This window comes from Gabonia massiliensis (genome assembly GCF_001403595.1).
GTDB lineage: Bacteria > Bacteroidota > Bacteroidia > Bacteroidales > Coprobacteraceae > Coprobacter > Coprobacter secundus.
The window spans coordinates 145,506-167,782 of sequence record NZ_LN877938.1 but is presented as its reverse complement, the minus strand read 5'-3'; the positions used below and the strand labels follow the sequence as shown (position 1 = coordinate 167,782).

The following is a 22,277-nucleotide window of genomic DNA, read 5'->3' as shown; positions in this document are numbered from 1 at the left end:
TTACATTTAAATATTATTCTCCTACTTCTGTAACGTTCTCATCTTGCATATCTTCATCTACACTTTCTGAAAGAACTTTACATACAGATGCTATTTCATCATTTCGTTTTTCCAAATTGATCAGGCGTACACCCTGTGTTGCTCGACCCATAACTCGTACATCTGAAACTTTTAGACGAAGAGTTATTCCCGATTTATTTATAATTACCAAATCATTTTCATCAGTAACACTTTTTATGGCAACTAATTTACCTGTTTTTTCCGTAATATTCAAAGTTTTTACTCCTTTTCCGCCTCGGTTAGTAATACGGTAATCTTCTATCTCTGAGCGTTTGCCATAACCCTGTTCTGAAACGACCATTACAGTTTCTTTTTCTGGGTCTTTAATACAAATCATACCGATTACTTCATCATCCGGGCCATCAAGGGTCATACCACGTACTCCAGTTGCAATACGACCCATTTCACGAACAGTACTTTCATGAAAACGAATAGCCCGACCATTTCGATTTGCCATGATAATTTGACTATCTCCGGTGGTAAGTCTTACCTGTATTACTTGGTCATCTTCTCTGATTGTTATAGCGTTGACCCCATTCTGCCGAGGTCTTGAGTATGCTTCGAGTTTTGTTTTCTTTATGACTCCTCGTTTAGTACAGAATACAAGGTTATGAGTAGTATTATATTCAGGATCTTGCAACTGTTTTACTCTAATAAATGCATTGACTTTATCATCCGCATCAATATTCAACATATTTTGTATTGCCCGTCCTTTTGCATTTTTTGCACCTTCTGGTATTTCATATACCTTTAACCAATAACACCGGCCTTTTTGAGTAAAGAATAGCATATAGTTATGCATAGATGCCGGATAAATATATTCGATAAAATCCTCTTCGCGAGTATCGCTACCCTTGGCACCTACTCCACCTCTATTTTGAGCTCGGAATTCGGTCAATGGGGTACGCTTTATATACCCCATATGAGAAATCGTAATAATCATTTCATCATCAGCATAGAAATCTTCGGCATTGAATTCTTCAGAGGCATATATTATTTCTGTTTTTCTCGCATCTCCATACTTTTCTTTGATCTCGATTAATTCGTCTTTCACAACCTGCATACAAAGTTGTTCATCAGACAATATACGATTGAAATAATCGATTTGATCCATAAGATTTTTGTAATCAGCACGAAGTTTGTCCTGTTCAAGACCGGTTAGCTGACGTAGACGCATTTCTACGATAGCTCTGGATTGTACCTCTGTTAAACTGAAACGCTCCATCAATCGTTCTCGGGCTTCATCAGGGCTCTTGGAAGAACGTATAATTTGGATGACTTCATCGATATGGTCACATGCTATGATTAATCCTTCGAGAATATGAGCCTTCTTTTCTGCTTCGGCCAATTCGTAGCGAGTCCTGCGGATAACAACACTATGCCGATGTTCGATAAATGCTTCTAGTAATTGTTTTAGATTTAACATCTGTGGACGTCCATCGACTAGAGCAATATTATTGACACTAAATGAAGACTGCAAAGCTGTCATTTTATACAACTTATTCAGTACGACACTCGAATTCGCATCTTTTTTAATATCGATAACAATGCGCATACCAGTTCGGTCAGATTCATCATTGATATTCGATATTCCATCCAATCGTTTTTCTTCGACTAAATCGGCTATATTTTTAATCAGTTCAGCTTTATTTACCAGATAAGGAATTTCAGTTACAACAATTTTTTCCTTGTTATTATCTGTTTCTATTTCTGCTTTCGAACGGATTACAATACGTCCCCGTCCCGTTTCAAATGCTTCTTTTACACCACTATATCCATATATATAACCTCCTGTCGGGAAATCTGGAGCCTTTATATAATGCATAAGATCTGCTATCTCCATATCCCGATTGTCAATAAGTGCAATTGTTGCATCTATTGATTCAGAAAGATTATGTGGAGGCATATTAGTTGCCATACCAACGGCAATACCGGATGCTCCGTTTATTAAAAGATTAGGAATTCGTGTAGGTAATACTACAGGTTCTCTTAATGTATCATCGAAGTTATTTTTGAAATCTACAGTATCTTTATCAATATCGCGCAACATTTCTTCGGCAAGCTTAGCTAAACGTGCTTCTGTGTAACGCATTGCCGCAGGACTATCCCCATCTACTGAACCAAAATTTCCCTGTCCGTCCACCAATGGATAACGTAAAGACCATTCTTGAGCCATACGTACCATGGCAAAATAGACAGAAGAGTCTCCATGAGGATGATATTTACCTAATACCTCACCGACAATTCTCGCAGATTTTTTATACGGTTTGTCTGACGTATTTCCTAACTCGTTCATCCCGAATAAAACACGTCTGTGTACCGGCTTAAATCCATCTCTTACATCGGGAAGAGCCCGTGCAACAATGACGGACATCGAATAGTCGATGTAAGCCGATTTCATCTTGTTTTCAATATTTACTTTTATAATTCTATCTTGGTCAATCATTTAAATATAGATTGGTTATACATTAAACTTTTTTACGAAAAACTGCACTAAATTACTACATTCATTCCGATTACAAAAGTTTTTTGAGGTATTTTTAGGGTTTTAGAACACCAAATTTAGGCTCTCTACATAATTAGGTATATACATTATTATTAAGTATTTTTGATAGCATTTTATTTCATGCATTTTGATATGAACAAAAACGGCATAATATTTGTGATATAACATTATTGAGATATTAATTGTATCTTTGTATTAGAATAATTAGAAAAAAAGATAGAGAAGGATTATATATGGAAAGAAACTTTTCACAAAGAGTAAAAGATGTGTTAGGTTATAGTCGTGAAGAGGCTGAGCGTTTACAAAGCCATTATATTGGACCGGAACACCTTTTATTGGGTATCTTGAGAGACGGGACAGGACGTGCTCTGGATGCTTTACATTATCTTGGTGTTAATTCAAGCTCACTGAAATCCGCAGTTGAAGAAGCATTAAGAGAATTGCCGGAACATGTATCCGGAGAGGAATTGATTATTAGTAAAAGCACAGATAAAGTTTTAAAAATGAGCATATTAGAGGCCAGACTTCTAAAAAGTGATGTAACTGATACAGAACATCTTTTACTAGCAATTTTGAAAGAAAAGGATACTGTTGCAGCCAATATTCTTAAATTAAACGATGTAGAATATAATGATGTTTTGTCCTTTTTGAAAAAAGGTTCAGAAGAGAATGTTATGCCAAGGAACATGGGAGCAGATTTTTCTGATGATGATGACGATGATTTAGAAGATGAAAAGAATTATCGGAGCGAGCAAAGTAAACAAGGCCTTGGAAATTCATATACCAAAACCTCTAATGATACTCCAGTTTTAGACAATTTTGGTACAGATATGACCAAAGCTGCAGAAGAAAATAGGCTTGATCCTGTTGTTGGTCGCGAAAAAGAAATAGAGCGATTAGCCCAAGTTTTGAGCCGTAGAAAAAAAAATAATCCAGTATTAATTGGCGAACCGGGAGTCGGAAAATCAGCAATTGTGGAAGGCCTGGCTCTTCGCATTATTCAAAGAAAAGTATCTCGGGTTTTATTTGATAAACGAGTGGTTTCTTTAGATATGGCATCTATCGTCGCAGGGACAAAATATAGAGGACAATTTGAGGAAAGAATCAAAGCTATTCTAAATGAACTTTCAAAAAACCCCAATATAATATTATTCATTGATGAAATACATACTATTGTCGGAGCGGGAGGTGCTACAGGTACTTTGGATGCAGCTAACATGCTAAAACCTGCATTAGCACGAGGTGAAATACAATGTATTGGAGCTACAACATTGGATGAATATCGTAAAAATATTGAAAAAGATGGAGCCTTAGAACGCCGTTTTCAAAAGATTATGGTAGATCCTACAACTCCTGAAGAAACTTTACAGATACTTAAAAATATCAAAGGTAGATATGAAGATCATCACAATGTAATATATACACCGGAGGCTCTTGAGGCTTGTGTGAAATTAACAGAGAGATATATCAGTGACCGTAATTTCCCAGACAAAGCAATTGATGCATTGGATGAAGCCGGCTCAAGAGTACATATATCAAATATTACTGTACCCAAAGAGATTGAGGAACTTGAAAAGAAGATTGCAGCAACAAGTGAGGACAAGATGAAAGCTGTAAAATCTCAAAATTATGAATTAGCTGCAAGTTTTCGTGACAAGACTAAAGAATATCAGTCTGAATTAGACGCTGCAAAGCGACGTTGGGAAGAACAGATTCAGGAAAAACGCGAAGTAGTTGATGAAGAAAAAATTGCTGAAGTCGTAGCAATGATGTCAGGAGTCCCTGTTCAACGAATAGCACAGGCAGAAGGGAGTAAACTTTTGCAGATGGCTGATGTCCTCAAACATTCAATAATAGGACAAGACGAAGCTGTGGATAAAATTGTAAAGGCAATACAGAGAAATAGAGTTGGATTGAAAGACCCGAATAAACCTATCGGTACATTTATGTTTTTAGGTCCTACCGGTGTTGGTAAAACACATTTAGCCAAGATGTTGGCTGAATATCTGTTCGACTCAAAAGATACATTGATACGAATGGATATGAGTGAATATATGGAAAAATTTACTGTTTCAAGATTGATTGGAGCCCCTCCTGGATATGTAGGATATGAAGAAGGAGGACAACTGACAGAGAAAGTACGCCGTCATCCCTATTCTGTTGTGCTTTTAGATGAAATAGAGAAAGCACATCCAGATGTTTTTAATTTACTTTTACAAGTAATGGACGAGGGACGGCTGACTGATAGTTTGGGCCGACGTGTTGATTTTAAAAATACGATTCTGATTATGACATCAAATATCGGAACCCGTCAGTTGAAGGATTTTGGACATGGAGTGGGTTTTTCTACATCCTCAAATGATAATAAAGACTTTTCTCGTGGAGTTATTCAAAAAGCATTAAATCGGGCATTTTCTCCTGAGTTCTTGAATCGTGTAGATGATATTATTATGTTTGATCAGTTGAGTAAAGATGCTATTTATAAGATTATTGATTTGGAATTGAAAGGTTTCTATCAAAGAGTTGAAGCCTTAGGGTACAAATTAATTATAACAGATGCAGCAAAAGATTTCATCGCATCGAAAGGTTATGATATTCAATTTGGGGCAAGACCATTGAAACGAGCTATACAAAAATATCTTGAAGATGAAATGGCAGAAATGATAATTAGAGCAACGGTAAATGAAGGAGACACTATTATTGTCGACTTTGATAAAGAGAACCAGAAAATCGTTACTCAAATAAAAGATTCGAAAACTGAAAAGTGACAGAACCATCTTGAATAAGTCAAAATGTCAGATTCCATTGAGTCTGGCATTTTTTTTGCTTCTTACTATTCAGTTGTGTAAAAATAAATTTAAAATAAAATAACTATGCAAAAAGGTAAAATTGGGGTTACTACGGATAATATTTTCCCCATTATCAAAAAGTTCTTGTACAGTGATCATGAAATCTTCCTTCGTGAATTAGTCTCAAATGCTGTTGACGCTACACAGAAACTGAAAACGCTGTCTTCATTTGGTGATTTTAAAGGAGAACTGGGTGATATGAATGTGAAAGTTTCTCTTGATCAGAAAAAGGGAACTTTAACAATTTCTGATCATGGTATTGGTATGACCGCAGAAGAAATTGAAAAATATATCAATCAGATAGCCTTTTCTGGAGCTGAAGAATTTTTAAATAAATACAAGAATGATGCAAATGCTATAATTGGCCATTTTGGATTAGGATTCTATTCATCTTTTATGGTTTCTAAAAAAGTTGAAATCAGAACTTTATCTTATAAAGATAATGCCCAAGCAGTAATGTGGACATGTGATGGTTCTCCTGAATTTGAAATGTCTGACATTGATAAAAAAGAAAGAGGTACCGATATTGTTCTGTATATTGATGATGAAAATAAAGAATTTTTGGAAGAACCAAAGATTGAATCTCTGTTAAAAAAATACTGTCGTTTCTTACCTATACCTGTTATATTCGGGAAAGAACAAGAATGGAAAGATGGTAAATATGTAGATACCGACAGAGACAAAATTATAAACGATACGGCTCCGGCATGGACTAAAAAGCCTACTGAATTAACAGATGAAGACTATAAAAGCTTTTATTCAGAATTATATCCTGCTTCAGATGAACCCTTATTTTGGATACATTTAAATGTCGATTATCCATTTAAACTGACTGGAATTTTGTATTTTCCAAAGATAAAATCAAACTTTGATTTGAATCGGAATAAAATACAGTTATATAGTAACCAGGTATTTGTCACTGATTCAGTAGAAGGTATTGTCCCTGAATTTTTGATGTTACTACAAGGAGTGATAGATTCCCCTGATATTCCGTTGAATGTATCCCGCTCGTATTTGCAAAGCGATTCTAATGTAAAGAAAATATCGACATACATTACCAAAAAAGTAGCAGATCGTTTACAAGAGATATTTAACAATGATCGCAAGCAATTTGAAGATAAATGGGATGATATTAAGTTATTTATCGAGTATGGAATGCTGTCAGATGAGAAGTTCTATGAAAAGGCTCAAAAATTTGCTTTATTGAAAAATACTGAAAATAAATATTATACTCTTGATGAATATAAGACTCTTATAGAATCCAATCAGACAGATAAAGATAAGAATTTGATATACATTTATGCAACAGACCATATAGCACAATATAACTATATTGAGATGGCTCAAGCCAAGGGATATGATGTGCTGCTGATGGATGGACAATTAGATATCCACTTTATCGGTTTGTTGGAACAAAAATTGGAAAAAAGTCGATTTGTTCGTGTAGATAGTGATATTGTAGAAAATTTGGTCAAGAAAGAGGATAAGAGTGCTACTGTCCTTACTTCGGAAGAACGCGAGATGATGACGACTGTTTTCAAATCACAAATTCCGGCAATTGAAAAAGCTGATTTTCTTGTAATGTTTGAACCTATTGGAGAAAATGCCCAACCGGTCATTATTACTCAAAATGAATTTATGCGTCGTATGAAAGATATGTCAGCCATGCAGCCAGGAATGAATTTCTATGGAGAGCTTCCCGATAGTTTCAATTTAATCGTCAATACAGAACATCCATTGTCTAAAAAAATCATAGAAGACACGGAAAATGCCTGCAAAACAGAAATAGAACCCATACAAGGAGAAATCAAAACTTTACAGGAAAGTGTTGAAAAATTGAGAGAGAATCATAAAGGAAAGAAGGACGATGAAATATCTGTAACCGAGAAAGAGGATATCAAAACGAAAGAATCAAAAATAACCGAATTGAAGAAAAAAGAAGAAGAACTTCTTTCTAATTACGCTAAATCGAACAATCTGGTTCGACAATTAGTTGATTTAGCCTTATTATCAAACAATATGTTAAAAGGTGAAGCTTTAAGCCAGTTTGTAAAACGCTCAGTAGAATTGTTATAATAAGTACATATTAAAAGTATACTAAAAAGCCCTGAGATTTCACAGGGCTTTTTAGTATACTTTTAATAAATTAGTCCCCCTATTATATCTTTAATATCATCACATCCCTGCTCTTCAAGATAAGCATTGATACCATCTATAACTTTTATAGTTATTTGAGGATCAATGAAATTTGCCGTACCTATTTGAATTGCAGTCGCACCTGCCAATAAAAATTCAACAGCATCCATTGCATTCATTATCCCGCCTAATCCAATAACAGGTATCTTTACAGTTTTACAAGTTTGCCATACCATTCGCAAAGCAACAGGTTTAACACAAGCTCCCGATAATCCTCCAGTTACGGTCGATAACATGGGGCGACGTGTCTTGGCATTGATGGCCATACCCAATAATGTATTTATTAAAGAAACACTATCTGCACCTTCAGCCTCTACAGCTCTAGCTATTTCTGTTATATCTGTGACATTGGGAGATAATTTTACTATCAATGTTTTCGGATAAACTTTTCTAACAGCTTTTACAACCTTTGAAGCACTTTTGCAAGATGTTCCGAAAGCCATCCCTCCTTCTTTTACATTAGGGCAAGAAATGTTCAGTTCAATTGCAGGAATTTGTTCCAACTGGGCAATTCTTTCAGCCGTTGCAATATAATCCTCTACAGTAGACCCCGAAACATTGACAATAATATTTGTATCTATAGTACGTATTCTCGGATATATTGTTTCAGCAAAGTAATTGACACCCTTATTTTGAAGACCTACTGCGTTTAACATTCCAGCTGGAGTTTCGGCCATACGAGGATAAGGATTGCCTTCACGGTGATGAAGCGTTGTGCCTTTTACAAGAATACCTCCTAACCGTGATAAATCGATGAAATCGGCGAATTCTTCTCCATAACCAAAAGTTCCAGAAGCAGTCATTATCGGATTTTTCAGTCTTAAATTTCCAATTTCTACATTTAAATTTGCCATGACAGTCTATTTATATTAAAAATGGGCCCTTCTTTACATACACATACATGTCCTTCGATTGTATTTTCTACACAACAAAGACATGCACCTATCCCGCAAGCCATCATATTTTCAAGAGAAACCTCACAGCAAATATTGTTGTTTCGGGCATATTTGGCTACAGCCATCATCATAGGCTTGGGACCACAAGTATAAATATAATCAAAATGAATTTTTTGTAAAACTGAATGTTGAGTTACATAGCCTCGTTCTCCAAGAGAACCGTCCTCTGTTGTTATATATGTTTCTCCAAGGGATTTGAATTCTTTCAATTGCAATATATCTCTTATAGAACGAGCTCCCAACAAAAAAGACGGTGTATATCCTTTATTTTTAAGAGTTTGTCCTAAATATAGCATAGGTGCAATACCTACGCCACCACCAATTAATAATAATTTATTTCGCTTATTTTCGGGAAATGTAAAAGAATTACCTAACGGGAGTATCATATTTACAATATTTCCCGGTTCCGCCATAGCTAATTGGCGGGTTCCGGCTCCGACAAGCTGTATAAGGAGCCATAATTCATTTGATTTTTTGTCAATATAATTTATAGAAATAGGTCGCCGAAGAAAAGTTGTCGGCGAGCCATCTATTCGTACTTCTACAAATTGCCCCGGAAGCATATCCGGTAATTGTTCTCCATTTTGTGTCGTAAATTTCAACAATACATAATTCTCATGTAGATGTGTCTTTGTATTGACTTTTAAATCCAGAACGTATTTCTTCATTTGAGCAAATAACATATGATGTGTTTGCAAAGATAGGGAAAGAGTCTGAAATTACAGAAAAATATAAAAGTTTATATTTAGTTTATTTGATTTTACTTTATTTGGTCTGAAGAAAATGATTCGAAAGTATTATCAGAATAAAAAATCATTATTTTTACCACCTTTCTATCTTTCGGAATCTTCTCAACAATAGGAGATGGTCCATCATTAAATGGTAATACATCCTTTCTTAACTCAAAATCTTTGGAATATTCTAAAGATTTTGATGGCTTGTCCGAGAAAAAAGGAATCTCATTAGATTGATTCTTGGGATTTGTAACCATATTATCAATATTTAAATCTCCTTCTCCAAACATAAGCCAATTAATAGATACCTCGGGGTAGGCTTCATGTATTTTAATAATGATAGAATTACTCACCTCATTACGCCCTCTTAATGCATTTGATAGTGTAGACGGTTGAATTTTTACCCTTTCTGCAAATTCCGCTTGAGTTAGCCCTAATTGCTCTATCAATAATCTTATTCTTTCATTCATCTTTACCGATTTTATCGAAAAAAATATATATTCACAATATTTTCATTTGTAAATACCATCAATTTACAAATGTAGAAATATAGTTTGATTTTTGCAAATTTCATTTGTAAACACAAAATACCAAATCGGAAAGTTATAAATTTCGTTTATGAATTTCATAAATCACAACTATGTATATTATTAAAGTACAAGTTTATATTTATTATAATATATATCTGATATACAAATATATATTTATAATAAATAGTGTCTTCATTTTGTCAGATTTAGATAATTTCGACATAAAGAACAACAAACCTAAAGTAAAACTTTATAATTATATAATTAAACTATTAATAAACAACAAATTAAATAACAAATAATACTGCTATTATATTTGAGATATCCTTTTATGCGTTTTTCTTATAATCTCATCTAATATTGTAATTTTTAATTGTTTTCATTTGCAAATTTCGATTTCTTCACTTTAACTATTCAACTTTGAATATCACAAATGAAAATAATAATATTATATTCATATTTGCAAATATGAATATAAATTAAATTTGAACAATATAGAAATTAACCCCACAGTATTTTGATATTTCATACTCTGGGGTTAAATTGATAAAAAATATTGAAAGGATTTTAGGCTAATAGATGATGTATAACATTAAAAATCTTATTTTTCTTTAATGCATTATCTTGAATATTAATTCTTTAAGTAAATCAGAATCGGCTGTTCCTGGAGCTGTACCAACTCCCTTTGACCGAGTATCATAAATTCTTATTAAGGAAATTATATCAATACATTTATAAGCATTATAATTGCGTAAAGCAATCATATAATCTTTAGCTTGATAGATATTTTTTAATTTAAGCTCAGTTGAAATACTCGTTTCTGACTTATTGGGAATGAAGTACAAAAGCATTAGATTTGAGAAAAAATTGAATAATACGCTTATTGTTACGATAAAAGGGTTGGCTTTGGGATTCTTTTCAAAATACTGAATAATCTGAGATGCTTTATAGTAATTTCGATTTATAACAGCATTTAATAATTCGAAATTATTAAAATCTTTACTGATACCTATATTAGATTCTATATGATTTGCAGTGATTCTTTTTTCTTCTCTGGGCAAGGATATTAGCAACTTTTCCATTTCCCCTGTTAACCGGCTTAAATCTGTACCAATAGCATCGCTAAGCATTGTACATTCTTTTTGCCCGATAGAATACCCTTTCTGTAAAAAATAATTATTTATAAAACCTGGAAGTTGATAATCATATAGTTTTTTTGATTCGTATAGAACTCCGATTTTTTCTATTTCGGCCAATAGTTTTTTATTCTTTAAAGTTCCATATTTATAATTTAAGACTAATATTGTACTCTTTTGTGGTTTTTGTAAATAATAGCTTAGCTCTTCCATCTTATCAAGTTGTTGAGCCTCTTTTACCACTACTAACTGACGAACAGCCATCATCGGATATCTCTTTGCAGCATTTATTACTGAAGCCATATTTACATCTGAACCATAAACAATTGTTTGGTTAAAATCCCGATCAGCTTCATCCAATGCATTTTCTATAATAGTATTGGTTATCAGGTCGATATAATAAGGCTCCAGGCCCATTAAAAAATAAACAGGCTTGAATTTTTTTTGCTGAATATCAGATATGATTTGTAAATGTTGATTGGATTCTTTCTTTGCCATTATCATTTCATTCTTCTTCGAACCGAAGGTGTTTTACCGTAGTTCTTTTATCAATAATCATTTTCAAAGATTCAAAACCTATCATAACGTGTTCATCGACAAAATTGCGAGTTACAATCATGTCGCTTTCTTCAGTTTTTACCCCAGTAGAAATCATCGGCTGGTCTGTTACCAATAGCAATGCACCTACCGGAATTTGATTGGCAAACCCCACTGTAAAGAGGGTTGCAGTTTCCATATCTATTGCCATACTACGAGTTTTTCTCAAATAGTTTTTAAATTCGTCATCATACTCCCATACACGACGATTTGTTGTATATACTGTACCTGTCCAATAATCCTTGCCATGGTTTCTTACAGTAGTTGAAACGGCTCGTTGTAAACTGAATGCCGGTAATGCCGGTACCTCCGGGGGGAAATAGTCATTCGAAGCCCCTTCTCCACGTATAGCAGCTATAGGCAATATATAATCTCCTAATTTATTTACTTTTTTTAATCCCCCACATTTTCCTAAAAATAAGACAGCTTTAGGCTGTATGGCACTTAATAAATCCATTACAGTTGCAGCATTAGCACTTCCCATTCCGAAATTTATAATAGTTACACCTTCTGCTGAGGCATTAGGCATATTTCCATCTTCACCTAATATAGGCACATTAAAATGATTGGCAAATATCTCCACATATTTAGAAAAATTGGTCAATAATATATGTTTTGAGAAATTTTCAATTTTTCTTTTGGTATACCGGGGCAACCAATTTTCTACAATTTCTTGTTTTGTTTTCATTTTTCGCTAATTTTGAGTAAAAATACAGAATTCTATGTTTAAGAACAAATATAAAGTATGACAGTTCTGAATTTACCGTCTTTTGATTATAAAATAAAGAAAGAAAAAGATAGGTTGTTTATTTTTGATATTATTAGAAAACGTTACATTGCTCTTACTCCTGAAGAATGGGTACGCCAACACTTTGTTTCCTATTTAATATCTTACAAAGGGTATCCCTTGGGGCTTATAGGAAATGAAATATCTCTTCGACTGAATGGACAAAACCGAAGATGTGATACTGTTATATATGATATATATGGAAGTCCGCTTATGATTATAGAATATAAGGCTCCTCATATTACATTGAACCAGGAAGTATTTAATCAAGTTATTCGCTATAATATAGCCTTAAAAGTGAAATATCTGGTAGTTTCAAATGGCATTAATCACTATTGTTGTGTAATGGATTATGATAATATGTGTCCTCATTTCTTAAAAGAAATACCAGATTATAACGAATTATAACAGTCAATTATATAAAATAAAGACGGGTATTATAACTCTGATATAATACCCGTCTTTATTTTACTATATAGAAATTTATTATTCTACACCGGCCAATTCTGGATCAATCATAATACGGCCACAATACTCGCAAACAATAATTTTTTTACGCAATTTGATGTCTAATTGTCTTTGTGGCGGAATTTTATTAAAACATCCACCGCAAGCATCACGTTGTATATATACGACAGCTAAGCCATTACGGGCATTTTTACGAATACGTTTAAATGCTGCTAGCAAACGAGGTTCAATATGTTGTTCCAGTTTTTTTGCCTTTTCTCGAAGCTTTTCTTCATCTTGTTTTGTTTCTGAAACAATCTCATCTAATTCACTCTTTTTCTCGATCAAATCATGTTTTCTGTCATCTAAAAGAGCCTGGCAATTTTCGACATCTTCTCTTTTTGCTTTCTCTTGTGCTGTAAATTCTCGGATTCGTTTTTCACATAGTTCGATTTCGAGTGATTGATATTCGATTTCTTTGGTCAAAAAATCAAACTCACGATTGTTTCTAACATTGTCTTGCTGAGCTGTATACTTATCGATTAAAGTTTGCGCATTTTGAATTTCTACTTTTTTTGCAGCAACAGCAGCTTGCAATTCTTCTATTTCAGTATGAAAATTCTGTACACGAGTTTCTAGACCCGCTATTTCGTCCTCCAGGTCCTGAACTTCGAGAGGCAGTTCTCCACGTAAAGTCTTGATTCTGTCAATCTCAGAAAGCATAGTTTGTAATTCATACAGGGCTTTTAGGCGGTCTTCCACTGTATATTCTTTTTCAACTTTTGTTTTATCAGTAGCCATATGCTTACAAATAATTTATCGGATTTGTTTCTACCTTAGTATAATGAACTGCAAATGTAGGGAATTTTTTTGTAATAATATCACAAAAAATATCTTTTGTATATTGTTCGCTCTCATAATGACCCAATTCAGCCAAAATAATACGATCGTTATTACCGAAATAATCGTGATATTTGATTTCTCCCGTAAGGAATATATCTGCTCCTAACGAAATTGCTTTAGGAATCAAAAAAGACCCTGCCCCACCACATAAAGCAACTCTTTTTATCTTCTTATCTAAAATTGAAGAATGCTTAATGCTTTTTACCTGGAATTTTGATTTTACGTCTTTTAAAAAATCGATAGCATCGGTTTCTGTACTGAGATTTCCGATTATGCCACTTCCTGCATGATTCCAAGAATTATTTAAAGGTAATATATCAAAAGCTGGTTCTTCATAAGGATGAATGGCCAATAAAGCTTTAATAACAGATACTTTTTTATAATCGGGAAAAATGACTTCTATTTTTGCCTCTTCTTCTTTGTGCATTTGACCAATTTCTCCACAAAAAGGATGGGCATTCTCCCCTGCTCTAAATGTTCCTTCCCCTTTTATTGTATAACTGCAGTTATCATAGTTGCCTATATAACCGGCACCAGCGTTAAATAGAGCATTTCTAACAGATTCGGTGAATTTTTTCGGTACATACGTTGCTAATTTTAACAATCGTCCTTGTAAAGGGTCAAGTATTTGTAGGGAGTCTAAGCCTATTATTTTCGCAATTTTATAATTAACACCGTTATATGCGTTGTCCATATTAGTGTGAGAAGCATAAATTACGATATTATTTTGTATAGCTTTTATCAGTATCCGTTCAATATAATTACTCCCCGTTATCGATTTTATTCCCTTAAATAGTAATGGATGATGAGCTATTATCAAATTAGCACCAATAGATATTGCTTCATCTATCACTTCTTCAGTTACATCAAGACAAAGAAGAGCAGATGAAGCTTCGACCGATTTATCTCCTACCTGTATGCCTGCATTATCATAACTTTCTTGTAAAGCAAGAGGAGCTATGGTTTCTATTGCATCGATTATTTCGGAAATTTTCATTCGAATCAACTTTAATTTTTGGCTTTAGGTTCGAGCTTAAGTTGCAATTCTTCAAGTTGGAAAGAGTCAATTGCCGAAGGAGCATCTAACATGGTGTCTTTACCCGAGTTATTTTTAGGAAATGCAATACAATCACGGATAGAATCTAAACCTGCAAACATGGACACCATCCTGTCGAGTCCAAATGCTAAACCTCCATGAGGAGGAGCTCCATATTTAAAAGCATTCATTAAGAATCCAAATTGCTCTTGTGCTTGTTCCTCGGTAAAACCAAGTATTTTGAACATTTTATCTTGCAGTTGGCTATCATGAATACGGATAGAACCACCACCCAATTCAACTCCATTGATAACCATATCATAAGCATTAGCTCTTACTTTGCCTGGGTCAGTTTCTAATAAAGGAACATCTTCACTTTTGGGAGATGTAAAGGGATGGTGCATTGCATAAAAACGATTTGTTTCATCGTCCCATTCGAACATCGGAAAATCTATGACCCATAAGGGAGCATAAACGTCTTTATTCCTCAACCCTAAGCGATTCCCCATTTCAAGTCGTAATTCTCCCAATGCTTTTTGCGTTTTCGCCTTATCTCCGCAAAGTATCAATAACAAATCTCCCTCTTTTGCATCAAAACGCTTTGCCCACATTTTTAAATCTTCTTGTGAATAAAATTTATCTACAGACGATTTATATGAACCTCCGGCTTCACAGCGAACATATACTAAACCTTTCGCCCCAATCTGTGGTCTTTTTACAAAATCTGTCAATCCATCCAATTGTTTTCTTGTATATGTAGCACAACCTTCAGCGCAAATTCCTGCAACATATGGCGCACTATCAAAAACACTAAATCCTCTCCCTTCAGTTAAGTCTTTCAATTCTACAAAACGCATACCGAAACGGATATCGGGTTTGTCACTGCCATAATATTTCATGGCATCACTCCATAACATCCTAGGAAAAGGCTCTTTCATATCTATACCTTTAATGTAATAGAAAAGGTGTTTCATTAACCCCTCGAAAATTTGGAGAATATCTTCTTGTTCGACAAATGACATTTCACAATCTACTTGAGTAAATTCAGGTTGTCTGTCTGCCCTCAAATCTTCATCTCTGAAACATTTGGCAATTTGAAAATAACGATCAAATCCTGAAACCATCAAAAGTTGTTTTAATGTTTGAGGAGATTGTGGAAGAGCATAAAACTGACCGGGATTCATTCTTGACGGTACAATGAAATCTCGTGCGCCTTCAGGTGTCGATTTTATCAAGATAGGAGTTTCTACTTCCAAAAAATTTTGCTCATCAAGGTAACGGCGAATTTCAAAGGCCATTTTATGCCTGAGCTCCAGATTTTGCCGCACACAATTGCGTCGCAAATCAAGATAACGATACTGCATACGTAAGTCATCTCCTCCATCTGTATCATCTTCTATCGTAAATGGAGGAATATCAGACGAATGTAATACTTTCAGTTCTGATACAATAATTTCAATTTCACCCGTCGGAATATGAAAATTTTTATTAGACCGTTCCTTTACAATTCCTGTTACTTGAATTACATATTCACGACCTAATTTATTGGCTTCATTACATAACGTAGGATTAATTTCTTGATTGAATACCAACTGTGTAATACCGTATCTGTCTCTAATATCGACAAAGGTCATCCCTCCCATTTTACGAGTGCGTTGTACCCATCCAGATAAGGTTACAGTTTTGTCTACGTCCTTCAAACGTAATTCTCCACAAGTTTGAGTTCTAAACATATAATTATTTTTTAGATTTGGCAATTTTTGATATTACAACTAAATATTCTCAATAGCATTGTAACTGTAATATTTATGCAAAATTATAACAAATCATTATTTATACAAGCAAAGTAAAGTGAAAGTTTTTTTCGATAAATTTTCAATAAAGTATTGCAAGTATAAAAAAAAGCAGTATCTTTGCACTGCAATTGAGAAATCAACGGGGTGTAGCGCAGTCCGGTTAGCGCACCTGCTTTGGGAGCAGGGGGTCCCAGGTTCGAATCCTGGTACCCCGACACTGAAAAAAAGAGGAAGTTAAGTAAAATTGGCTTCCTCTTTTTTATTTATTTCGCACGATTCCAACCTTATGAAGTAGCTGTATCCATGAATAGGATGACAGATAGCATTTAAAAAATCATGGAATGAAAATACTAAAGCTTAGGAAGCTTCATTAATTTCAAATCTTAGGATTTTATCAAAACAATTTCAAATTGTTCTACTAAAGACTGTATCAAGAAAATTATTTCGAATAAACGACTGAATTATAAACTAAATATTGAATGAAACTTCTTTCAAAATTAAGTCTTAATCAACAATAAAAGATTATAGCATACTTTTTATTTTGTTTTTAAAATCAAAAGAAATAAAATAATATTTTTTCTTCCTGTAAATTTTTCTTTTAAAAAAGAGTCATCTATAATTTTTGATTATTGAAGCTCTAAATTTGCTAATTGACACATTACCAAATATACTAAAAAATTACAATTTTTTTAATTCCTTCTATATGATTCCCCTATCCCTTACCTTATTATTTATTGCATTTTTTTAGTAAGAATACTCAAAAACTTTATATTATTCGGTAACATTATTATGTCAAGCAAATAAAAAATATTTAAATTTGGACAAATGAGAATTAATTTATTCTGTTGGTTCAACAAAACTTCTTATTTTCATTGTTTTTAAGCAAAAAAATGACTGCTGTTCCCGTATCGTCAAATAATTATCGGTATATACTGGAACAGATAAAGATTTTAGTAAAACAGCCATTGAAAATTATTCTATATCTTTTATCATTGCTTTTGTCTTGATACCATCAAGAAATTCTTTGTCAGAAGTAATATCTTTACTCAACAAAAAATGATATACATTTGTGTTTCCCATAGATACTGCATAAGCTTGTTCAAAATCCCAACCAAACTTTCCCATATAGTTCAAAGCATCTATCATTGAATTAAACTTGATTTTTTTCCCTTCTTCATCAACCATTAATTTTTGATTATACTGTTTAAAAAATGAAATCTTTTGTCCAAAATCAATAGATATATCCACTTTTGTACCCGTAAAATTTCCTCTACCAACAATTTCACAAAACACTTTCTTTACAGATATCGTATCTGTTAACTTTTCTTGACCATTAATAGTAAAATTGCATACCATAACAAGGAATAAAAATAAAAACTTCTTCATAAAATTGATTTTTGGTTTGTAAATATGTTTGTTATTATTAATAATTGCAATTTTGTAAAAAAAATCAAAAAAACAAAATAAAATCTCATTTTATTATTCCACTACCTTACCTGAAACTTCCCTCAAAATTAACTCAATAATAATTGAATCAATGTATTAAAAGGAATACAAAAATAATTCTAAAAATAAAATTCGATAAACAAACACAGAAATTTAAATTTTCGGAAATAAACTCATTTTCTATCCCGAAAAAATCATTTATAACTTAACAGATAAGAATCCATTAAATGAGTAAATATATTTATGTTTCGATTACAAAACATTTTTTTAATAGATTCTCGTGCCACAAATACAATTTTAGATTATTCGTTTAAACTGAAAAATTTCGATAAATAATACTGTCATTAGTACAATTAGCGACAAATTTCAAATTTATTTTGTTATCGGAATCCGATTCACTAAATTTGCCCAATGTAATAAAGAAAATTTGATAAAAGATTTTTATAATGAAATTTGCAGAATAAATGGAAGATGATATAAAAAATGCCTGTGAAGTGATGCAAGCAGGTGGGATCATTTTATATCCTACGGATACAATTTGGGGAATTGGTTGTGATGCTACAAATGAAAAAGCTGTAAAAAAGGTATATGAAATAAAAAAAAGAACTGACAGTAAAGCTTTGATCGTATTAGTTGGTAATCCACAGAAAGTAGATTTTTATGTTCGTGATGTTCCTGAGATAGCTTGGGATCTTATTGAATTAACAAATAAGCCCCTTACTGTGGTATATTCTAATGCACGAAATTTAGCTACTAATTTATTAGCCGAGGATGGTAGTGTGGGAATACGAGTTACACATGAAGAGTTTTCTAAAAAATTATGCGACCGTTTTAAAAAAGCGATTGTATCTACTTCGGCCAATGTAAGTGGTATGCCTACTCCAATGAATTTTTCAGAAATTCCTGATATAATAAAAAATGCAGTAGATTATATCGTTAAATACCGGCAGGAAGATGTTTCCAGATCGACACCTTCAAGTGTTATAAAATTGGATACAGGAGGTATAATAAAAATATTGAGACCTTAATTGGACCTTAATTATCGATGAGAAGAACGAAACAAATAATAAAATATGTTGTTGGAGATATTTTTTCTGCCAATATAGGTTGGTTTTTATTCAATGTGTTTCGTTACTATGTATTTTCGCCTGTAGTCGGCTTTAGTAATATAAAAAGTTTCTTGGGATACCATCGAGTTATTGAAGGACAGATATTGTTCCCATTACTTTTTATATTTATTTTTTATCTTTCCGGATATTACAACCGTCCTTTTTTGAAATCGAGATTAGGAGAATTTTTTACGACATTATTCTCTGTAGCAATAGGTGTATTAATTATTTTTTTTATAGCACTAATAAACGATATACAGCGATTACCGGTAAATAGTTACGAATTGTTGGTAGGTATGTTTGTCTTCAATTTTGTATGTGTTTACATCTGTCGGGCATTTATTACACAAAGAGCTACTCGACGCATTCATGGAAAACGTTGGGGGTTTAATACACTTATTATCGGTTCTGGTAAGAAGGCCAAGGCTCTATGGTTAGACTTAATGCAAATGGACCGTTCGCTGGGATTCCTTGTTGTTGGATTTGTTCGTATACCTGAAGAGAAAAATGAACAATATTCTTCAATCGGAGGTTGCCCTATTTATAACATTGAGGATTTGGAAAAAGTCATTAAAGAGCATAATGTAGAAGAGCTTATTATTGCATTAGATAGTAAGAATAAGAGAGCTTTACATAAAACAGTAAATCGCCTGTATCCATATAATTTACCGATACAGTTACAAGTAAATGAATTTGAGATGCTTACCACAAGGGTAAAACTATCAAACATATATGGCAAACCATTTATTGATATTTGTAAATGCTCTTTATCCGAATGTGAAAAAAATATCAAACGTTTGTTAGACATTTTGATATCTTTCGTTGCTCTTATTATAATATCACCATTTGCTCTTATTATTGCCTTAAAAATAAAATTAGGTTCTGAAGGTCCGGTTATTTACCGGCAAAAAAGAGTGGGTTATCGAAGAAAAGAATTTATATTATATAAATTTAGGACGATGCGTGTCAATGCAGAACAGAACGGTCCTGCCCTATCCCGTGAAAATGATGACCGTGTTACACCTTTTGGCCATTTTATGCGCAAATATCGTATCGATGAATTACCGCAATTCTGGAATGTTTTTATTGGGGATATGTCTCTTGTCGGACCTCGTCCTGAAAGAGCTTATTATATAGAACAAATTATAAAAAGGGCTCCACATTATTCTTTATTACATCAAATACGTCCAGGCATAACATCTTGGGGGATGGTAAAATTTGGATATGCTCGAAATATAGATGAAATGATAGAACGACTTAAATATGAAATATTGTATCTTGAAAATATGTCGTTAATAGTTGATTTTAAAATAATTATATATACAATAAAGACGGTAGTAACCGGAAAAGGCATTTAAGGATAATTTATGAAAAAAGAAACTGATTGGTTTTTGAAGTTACTTATATGGCGTGAAAAGAATATAAAAGAAAAAAATTTTATTCTTATTCTGAGTTTTGTCGTTGGTATATTGGCTGCTTTAGCTGCATATGTTTTGAAGTTTTTGATTCATTCAATTCAGAATTTATTGACTGAGCATTTTTCAATTAGTGGGGCCAATTATTTATATTTGGTATACCCTATTGTCGGAATATTATTAGCTGGGTTATATGTTCGATATATTGTAAAAGACGATATTAGTCATGGTGTTACTCGAGTGCTATATGCTATTTCACAACGAAAGAGCCGATTGAAACCCCATAATATGTATACTTCTGTAGTGGCCAGTTCTATTACTATCGGATTTGGTGGCTCAGTTGGTGCTGAAGCTCCAATTGTCTATACGGGAGCAGCTATTGGGTCTAATATAGGTAGTCTGTTCCGTATGGACCAACGAGTACTTATGCTGATGGTTGGATGTGGAGCAGCAGCGGGTATAGCCGGGATATTTAAAGCACCCATAGCCGGATTACTATTTACTCTTGAAGTTCTTATGCTCGACCTTACTACTGCTTCTGTGATGCCATTGCTTATATCTTCTACTACAGCAGCTACTATTACTTATATATTAAATGGTTCAGCAGCACAATTTAGTTTTGCTCCTGAACCTTTTGTTATAGAACGTGTACCTTATGTTATACTACTTGGTATATTTTGTGGTTTTGTATCATTATATTTTACGCGTGTCATAAATTGGCTTGAAAGTATTTTCAGAAAAATAGGTAAACCTTGGTTTAAATTCGGGTTTGGTTCGATTATATTGAGTTTATGCATATTTTTATTACCGCCACTTTATGGAGAAGGTTACGAATCGATACATAGTTTGTTAGAAGGTAATCCACAGGCTTTGACCGATGGTAGTTTTTTTTATCCTTGGCGAAATAATTTTTGGATATTATTTCTCAATTTAGCATTGATTGTTTTGGTAAAAGTATTCGCTACTGCAGCTACCAATGGTGGTGGTGGTGTGGGTGGAACATTTGCGCCAAGTCTTTACGTAGGATGTATGGCCGGATTCTTGTTTGCGTTTGTACTTAATCATTTTGGATATATTATTCCACTTTCGGAGAAAAATTTTGCTCTTATGGGAATGGCCGGAGTGATGTCTGCAGTTATGCATGCACCATTGATGGCAATCTTCCTCACAGCGGAACTTACAGGAGGTTTCAGCTTATTCCTTCCATTGATGATTACTTCCACAGTCGCATTCGGTACTATTAAAATATTTGAGCCTCACAGTATTTATACAATGCGTTTAGCAAAAAAAGGAGAGTTACTTACTCATCATAAAGATAAAGCTGTATTGACTCTTCTTAAGATGGATAGCGTGATAGAAAAAGATTTTCTTTCCGTAAAACCTGAAATGAGTTTGGGTGATATGGTAAAGGTTATTTCTAATGCTCATCGAAATGTATTCCCAGTTGTAGATGATGACAATACCTTGCTGGGAATAGTATTATTAGATGATATACGTAATATTATGTTTAGACCTGAATTATATAATCGCATGTATGTACGTAGATTTATGGTAAGCCCTCCAGGAAAAATAGAGGTAGGCATGACAATGGATAAAGTTATGAAGGTCTTTGACGACACAAACGCTTGGAATTTGCCAGTAGTAGAGGATGGACACTATGTAGGCTTTGTATCGAAATCAAAAATTTTCAATTCTTATCGCCGAGTTCTCGTACACTTTTCAGAAGACTAAACAGAAGGCTAAATTAAAAGTAGAAAAACAGGATTATCGTAAA

General features: G+C 33.4%; 16 protein-coding genes and 1 tRNA gene. 7 read left to right on the top strand and 10 right to left on the bottom strand.

The window, feature by feature from the left end:
* Positions 1–13: 13 nt before the first annotated feature.
* Positions 14–2,506 carry a DNA gyrase subunit A gene (gene gyrA, locus BN2628_RS02890; protein ID WP_044228893.1) on the bottom strand — a complete coding sequence of 831 codons (2,493 nt, stop codon included), beginning with the start codon at positions 2,504–2,506 and terminating at the stop codon, positions 14–16.
* 293 nt (positions 2,507–2,799) lie between these two features.
* Here gyrA and BN2628_RS02885 point away from each other — a divergent pair, with 293 nt between their 5' ends.
* Entirely contained in the window at positions 2,800–5,334 is a 2,535-nt protein-coding gene (locus BN2628_RS02885; protein WP_044228980.1) for an ATP-dependent Clp protease ATP-binding subunit, read from the top strand.
* Between the two features lie 105 nt (positions 5,335–5,439).
* Positions 5,440–7,491 carry a molecular chaperone HtpG gene (gene htpG, locus BN2628_RS02880; protein WP_044228895.1) on the top strand — a complete coding sequence of 684 codons (2,052 nt, stop codon included), beginning with the start codon at positions 5,440–5,442 and terminating at the stop codon, positions 7,489–7,491.
* Positions 7,492–7,553: 62 nt separating this feature from the next.
* Here htpG and BN2628_RS02875 read toward each other — a convergent pair whose 3' ends face one another.
* From BN2628_RS02875 to BN2628_RS02850, 5 genes are all read right to left on the bottom strand, one after another.
* Positions 7,554–8,465, bottom strand: coding sequence for a dihydroorotate dehydrogenase (locus BN2628_RS02875; RefSeq protein ID WP_055095974.1), 912 nt, complete (start codon positions 8,463–8,465; stop codon positions 7,554–7,556).
* Positions 8,453–9,235 carry a dihydroorotate dehydrogenase electron transfer subunit gene (locus BN2628_RS02870; RefSeq protein WP_044228983.1) on the bottom strand — a complete coding sequence of 261 codons (783 nt, stop codon included), beginning with the start codon at positions 9,233–9,235 and terminating at the stop codon, positions 8,453–8,455. The genes BN2628_RS02875 and BN2628_RS02870 overlap by 13 nt, the downstream gene beginning before the upstream one ends.
* Positions 9,236–9,327: 92 nt before the next feature.
* A complete protein-coding gene (locus BN2628_RS02865) occupies positions 9,328–9,771 on the bottom strand; it encodes a helix-turn-helix domain-containing protein (RefSeq protein WP_044228900.1) in 444 nt (147 codons plus the stop codon).
* 671 nt (positions 9,772–10,442) lie between these two features.
* The gene (gene holA, locus BN2628_RS02855) at positions 10,443–11,465 is read right to left on the bottom strand and encodes a DNA polymerase III subunit delta (protein WP_044228986.1); all 1,023 of its coding nucleotides are present in this window, start codon (positions 11,463–11,465) and stop codon (positions 10,443–10,445) included.
* A gap of 7 nt (positions 11,466–11,472) precedes the next feature.
* A complete protein-coding gene (locus tag BN2628_RS02850; RefSeq protein WP_021930191.1) occupies positions 11,473–12,252 on the bottom strand; it encodes an AMP nucleosidase in 780 nt (259 codons plus the stop codon).
* A 57-nt stretch (positions 12,253–12,309) separates the two neighbouring features.
* On the opposite strand from BN2628_RS02850, the gene BN2628_RS02845 reads away from it, so the two are divergent.
* The gene (locus BN2628_RS02845) at positions 12,310–12,759 is read left to right on the top strand and encodes a type I restriction enzyme HsdR N-terminal domain-containing protein (RefSeq protein ID WP_044228906.1); all 450 of its coding nucleotides are present in this window, start codon (positions 12,310–12,312) and stop codon (positions 12,757–12,759) included.
* A gap of 78 nt (positions 12,760–12,837) precedes the next feature.
* Here the strand turns inward: BN2628_RS02845 and BN2628_RS02840 are convergent, their stop codons facing one another.
* From BN2628_RS02840 to aspS, 3 genes are read right to left on the bottom strand one after another with little or no spacing between them, the layout of a single operon-like run.
* Positions 12,838–13,599 (bottom strand): zinc ribbon domain-containing protein, encoded by a 762-nt coding sequence (locus tag BN2628_RS02840; protein WP_021930193.1) that lies wholly within the window; start codon positions 13,597–13,599, stop codon positions 12,838–12,840.
* A 4-nt stretch (positions 13,600–13,603) separates the two neighbouring features.
* Positions 13,604–14,698 (bottom strand): Nif3-like dinuclear metal center hexameric protein, encoded by a 1,095-nt coding sequence (locus BN2628_RS02835; RefSeq protein WP_021930194.1) that lies wholly within the window; start codon positions 14,696–14,698, stop codon positions 13,604–13,606.
* An 11-nt stretch (positions 14,699–14,709) separates the two neighbouring features.
* Positions 14,710–16,470 (bottom strand): aspartate--tRNA ligase, encoded by a 1,761-nt coding sequence (gene aspS, locus BN2628_RS02830; protein ID WP_055095972.1) that lies wholly within the window; start codon positions 16,468–16,470, stop codon positions 14,710–14,712.
* Positions 16,471–16,673: 203 nt separating this feature from the next.
* Between aspS and BN2628_RS02825 the strand changes: the two genes are divergently transcribed.
* Positions 16,674–16,748: transfer RNA gene (locus tag BN2628_RS02825), tRNA-Pro, on the top strand.
* Positions 16,749–17,505: 757 nt separating this feature from the next.
* On the opposite strand, the gene BN2628_RS02820 is transcribed toward BN2628_RS02825, so the two are convergent.
* On the bottom strand, positions 17,506–17,919 hold the full coding sequence (locus tag BN2628_RS02820) for a hypothetical protein (protein ID WP_021930197.1): 414 nt from the start codon (positions 17,917–17,919) through the stop codon (positions 17,506–17,508).
* Between the two features lie 524 nt (positions 17,920–18,443).
* On the opposite strand from BN2628_RS02820, the gene BN2628_RS02815 reads away from it, so the two are divergent.
* From BN2628_RS02815 to BN2628_RS02805, 3 genes are read left to right on the top strand one after another with little or no spacing between them, the layout of a single operon-like run.
* Positions 18,444–19,007: an L-threonylcarbamoyladenylate synthase gene (locus BN2628_RS02815; RefSeq protein WP_044228910.1), complete on the top strand. Its 564-nt coding sequence runs from the start codon at positions 18,444–18,446 to the stop codon at positions 19,005–19,007.
* A 17-nt stretch (positions 19,008–19,024) separates the two neighbouring features.
* The gene (locus BN2628_RS02810) at positions 19,025–20,446 is read left to right on the top strand and encodes a sugar transferase (RefSeq protein ID WP_044228912.1); all 1,422 of its coding nucleotides are present in this window, start codon (positions 19,025–19,027) and stop codon (positions 20,444–20,446) included.
* Positions 20,447–20,455: 9 nt separating this feature from the next.
* Positions 20,456–22,234: a chloride channel protein gene (locus BN2628_RS02805; protein ID WP_044228915.1), complete on the top strand. Its 1,779-nt coding sequence runs from the start codon at positions 20,456–20,458 to the stop codon at positions 22,232–22,234.
* The last annotated feature ends 43 nt before the right edge of the window (positions 22,235–22,277 follow it).

Bases quoted from the DNA above. Each gene is read 5' to 3' on its own strand.
- gyrA (WP_044228893.1), bottom strand. From the start codon at position 2,506: ATGATTGACCAAGATAGAATTATAAAAGTAAATATTGAAAACAAGATG.
- BN2628_RS02885 (WP_044228980.1), top strand. From the start codon at position 2,800: ATGGAAAGAAACTTTTCACAAAGAGTAAAAGATGTGTTAGGTTATAGT.
- htpG (WP_044228895.1), top strand. From the start codon at position 5,440: ATGCAAAAAGGTAAAATTGGGGTTACTACGGATAATATTTTCCCCATT.
- BN2628_RS02875 (WP_055095974.1), bottom strand. From the start codon at position 8,465: ATGGCAAATTTAAATGTAGAAATTGGAAATTTAAGACTGAAAAATCCG.
- BN2628_RS02870 (WP_044228983.1), bottom strand. From the start codon at position 9,235: ATGAAGAAATACGTTCTGGATTTAAAAGTCAATACAAAGACACATCTA.
- BN2628_RS02865 (WP_044228900.1), bottom strand. From the start codon at position 9,771: ATGAATGAAAGAATAAGATTATTGATAGAGCAATTAGGGCTAACTCAA.
- holA (WP_044228986.1), bottom strand. From the start codon at position 11,465: ATGGCAAAGAAAGAATCCAATCAACATTTACAAATCATATCTGATATT.
- BN2628_RS02850 (WP_021930191.1), bottom strand. From the start codon at position 12,252: ATGAAAACAAAACAAGAAATTGTAGAAAATTGGTTGCCCCGGTATACC.
- BN2628_RS02845 (WP_044228906.1), top strand. From the start codon at position 12,310: ATGACAGTTCTGAATTTACCGTCTTTTGATTATAAAATAAAGAAAGAA.
- BN2628_RS02840 (WP_021930193.1), bottom strand. From the start codon at position 13,599: ATGGCTACTGATAAAACAAAAGTTGAAAAAGAATATACAGTGGAAGAC.
- BN2628_RS02835 (WP_021930194.1), bottom strand. From the start codon at position 14,698: ATGAAAATTTCCGAAATAATCGATGCAATAGAAACCATAGCTCCTCTT.
- aspS (WP_055095972.1), bottom strand. From the start codon at position 16,470: ATGTTTAGAACTCAAACTTGTGGAGAATTACGTTTGAAGGACGTAGAC.
- BN2628_RS02820 (WP_021930197.1), bottom strand. From the start codon at position 17,919: ATGAAGAAGTTTTTATTTTTATTCCTTGTTATGGTATGCAATTTTACT.
- BN2628_RS02815 (WP_044228910.1), top strand. From the start codon at position 18,444: ATGGAAGATGATATAAAAAATGCCTGTGAAGTGATGCAAGCAGGTGGG.
- BN2628_RS02810 (WP_044228912.1), top strand. From the start codon at position 19,025: ATGAGAAGAACGAAACAAATAATAAAATATGTTGTTGGAGATATTTTT.
- BN2628_RS02805 (WP_044228915.1), top strand. From the start codon at position 20,456: ATGAAAAAAGAAACTGATTGGTTTTTGAAGTTACTTATATGGCGTGAA.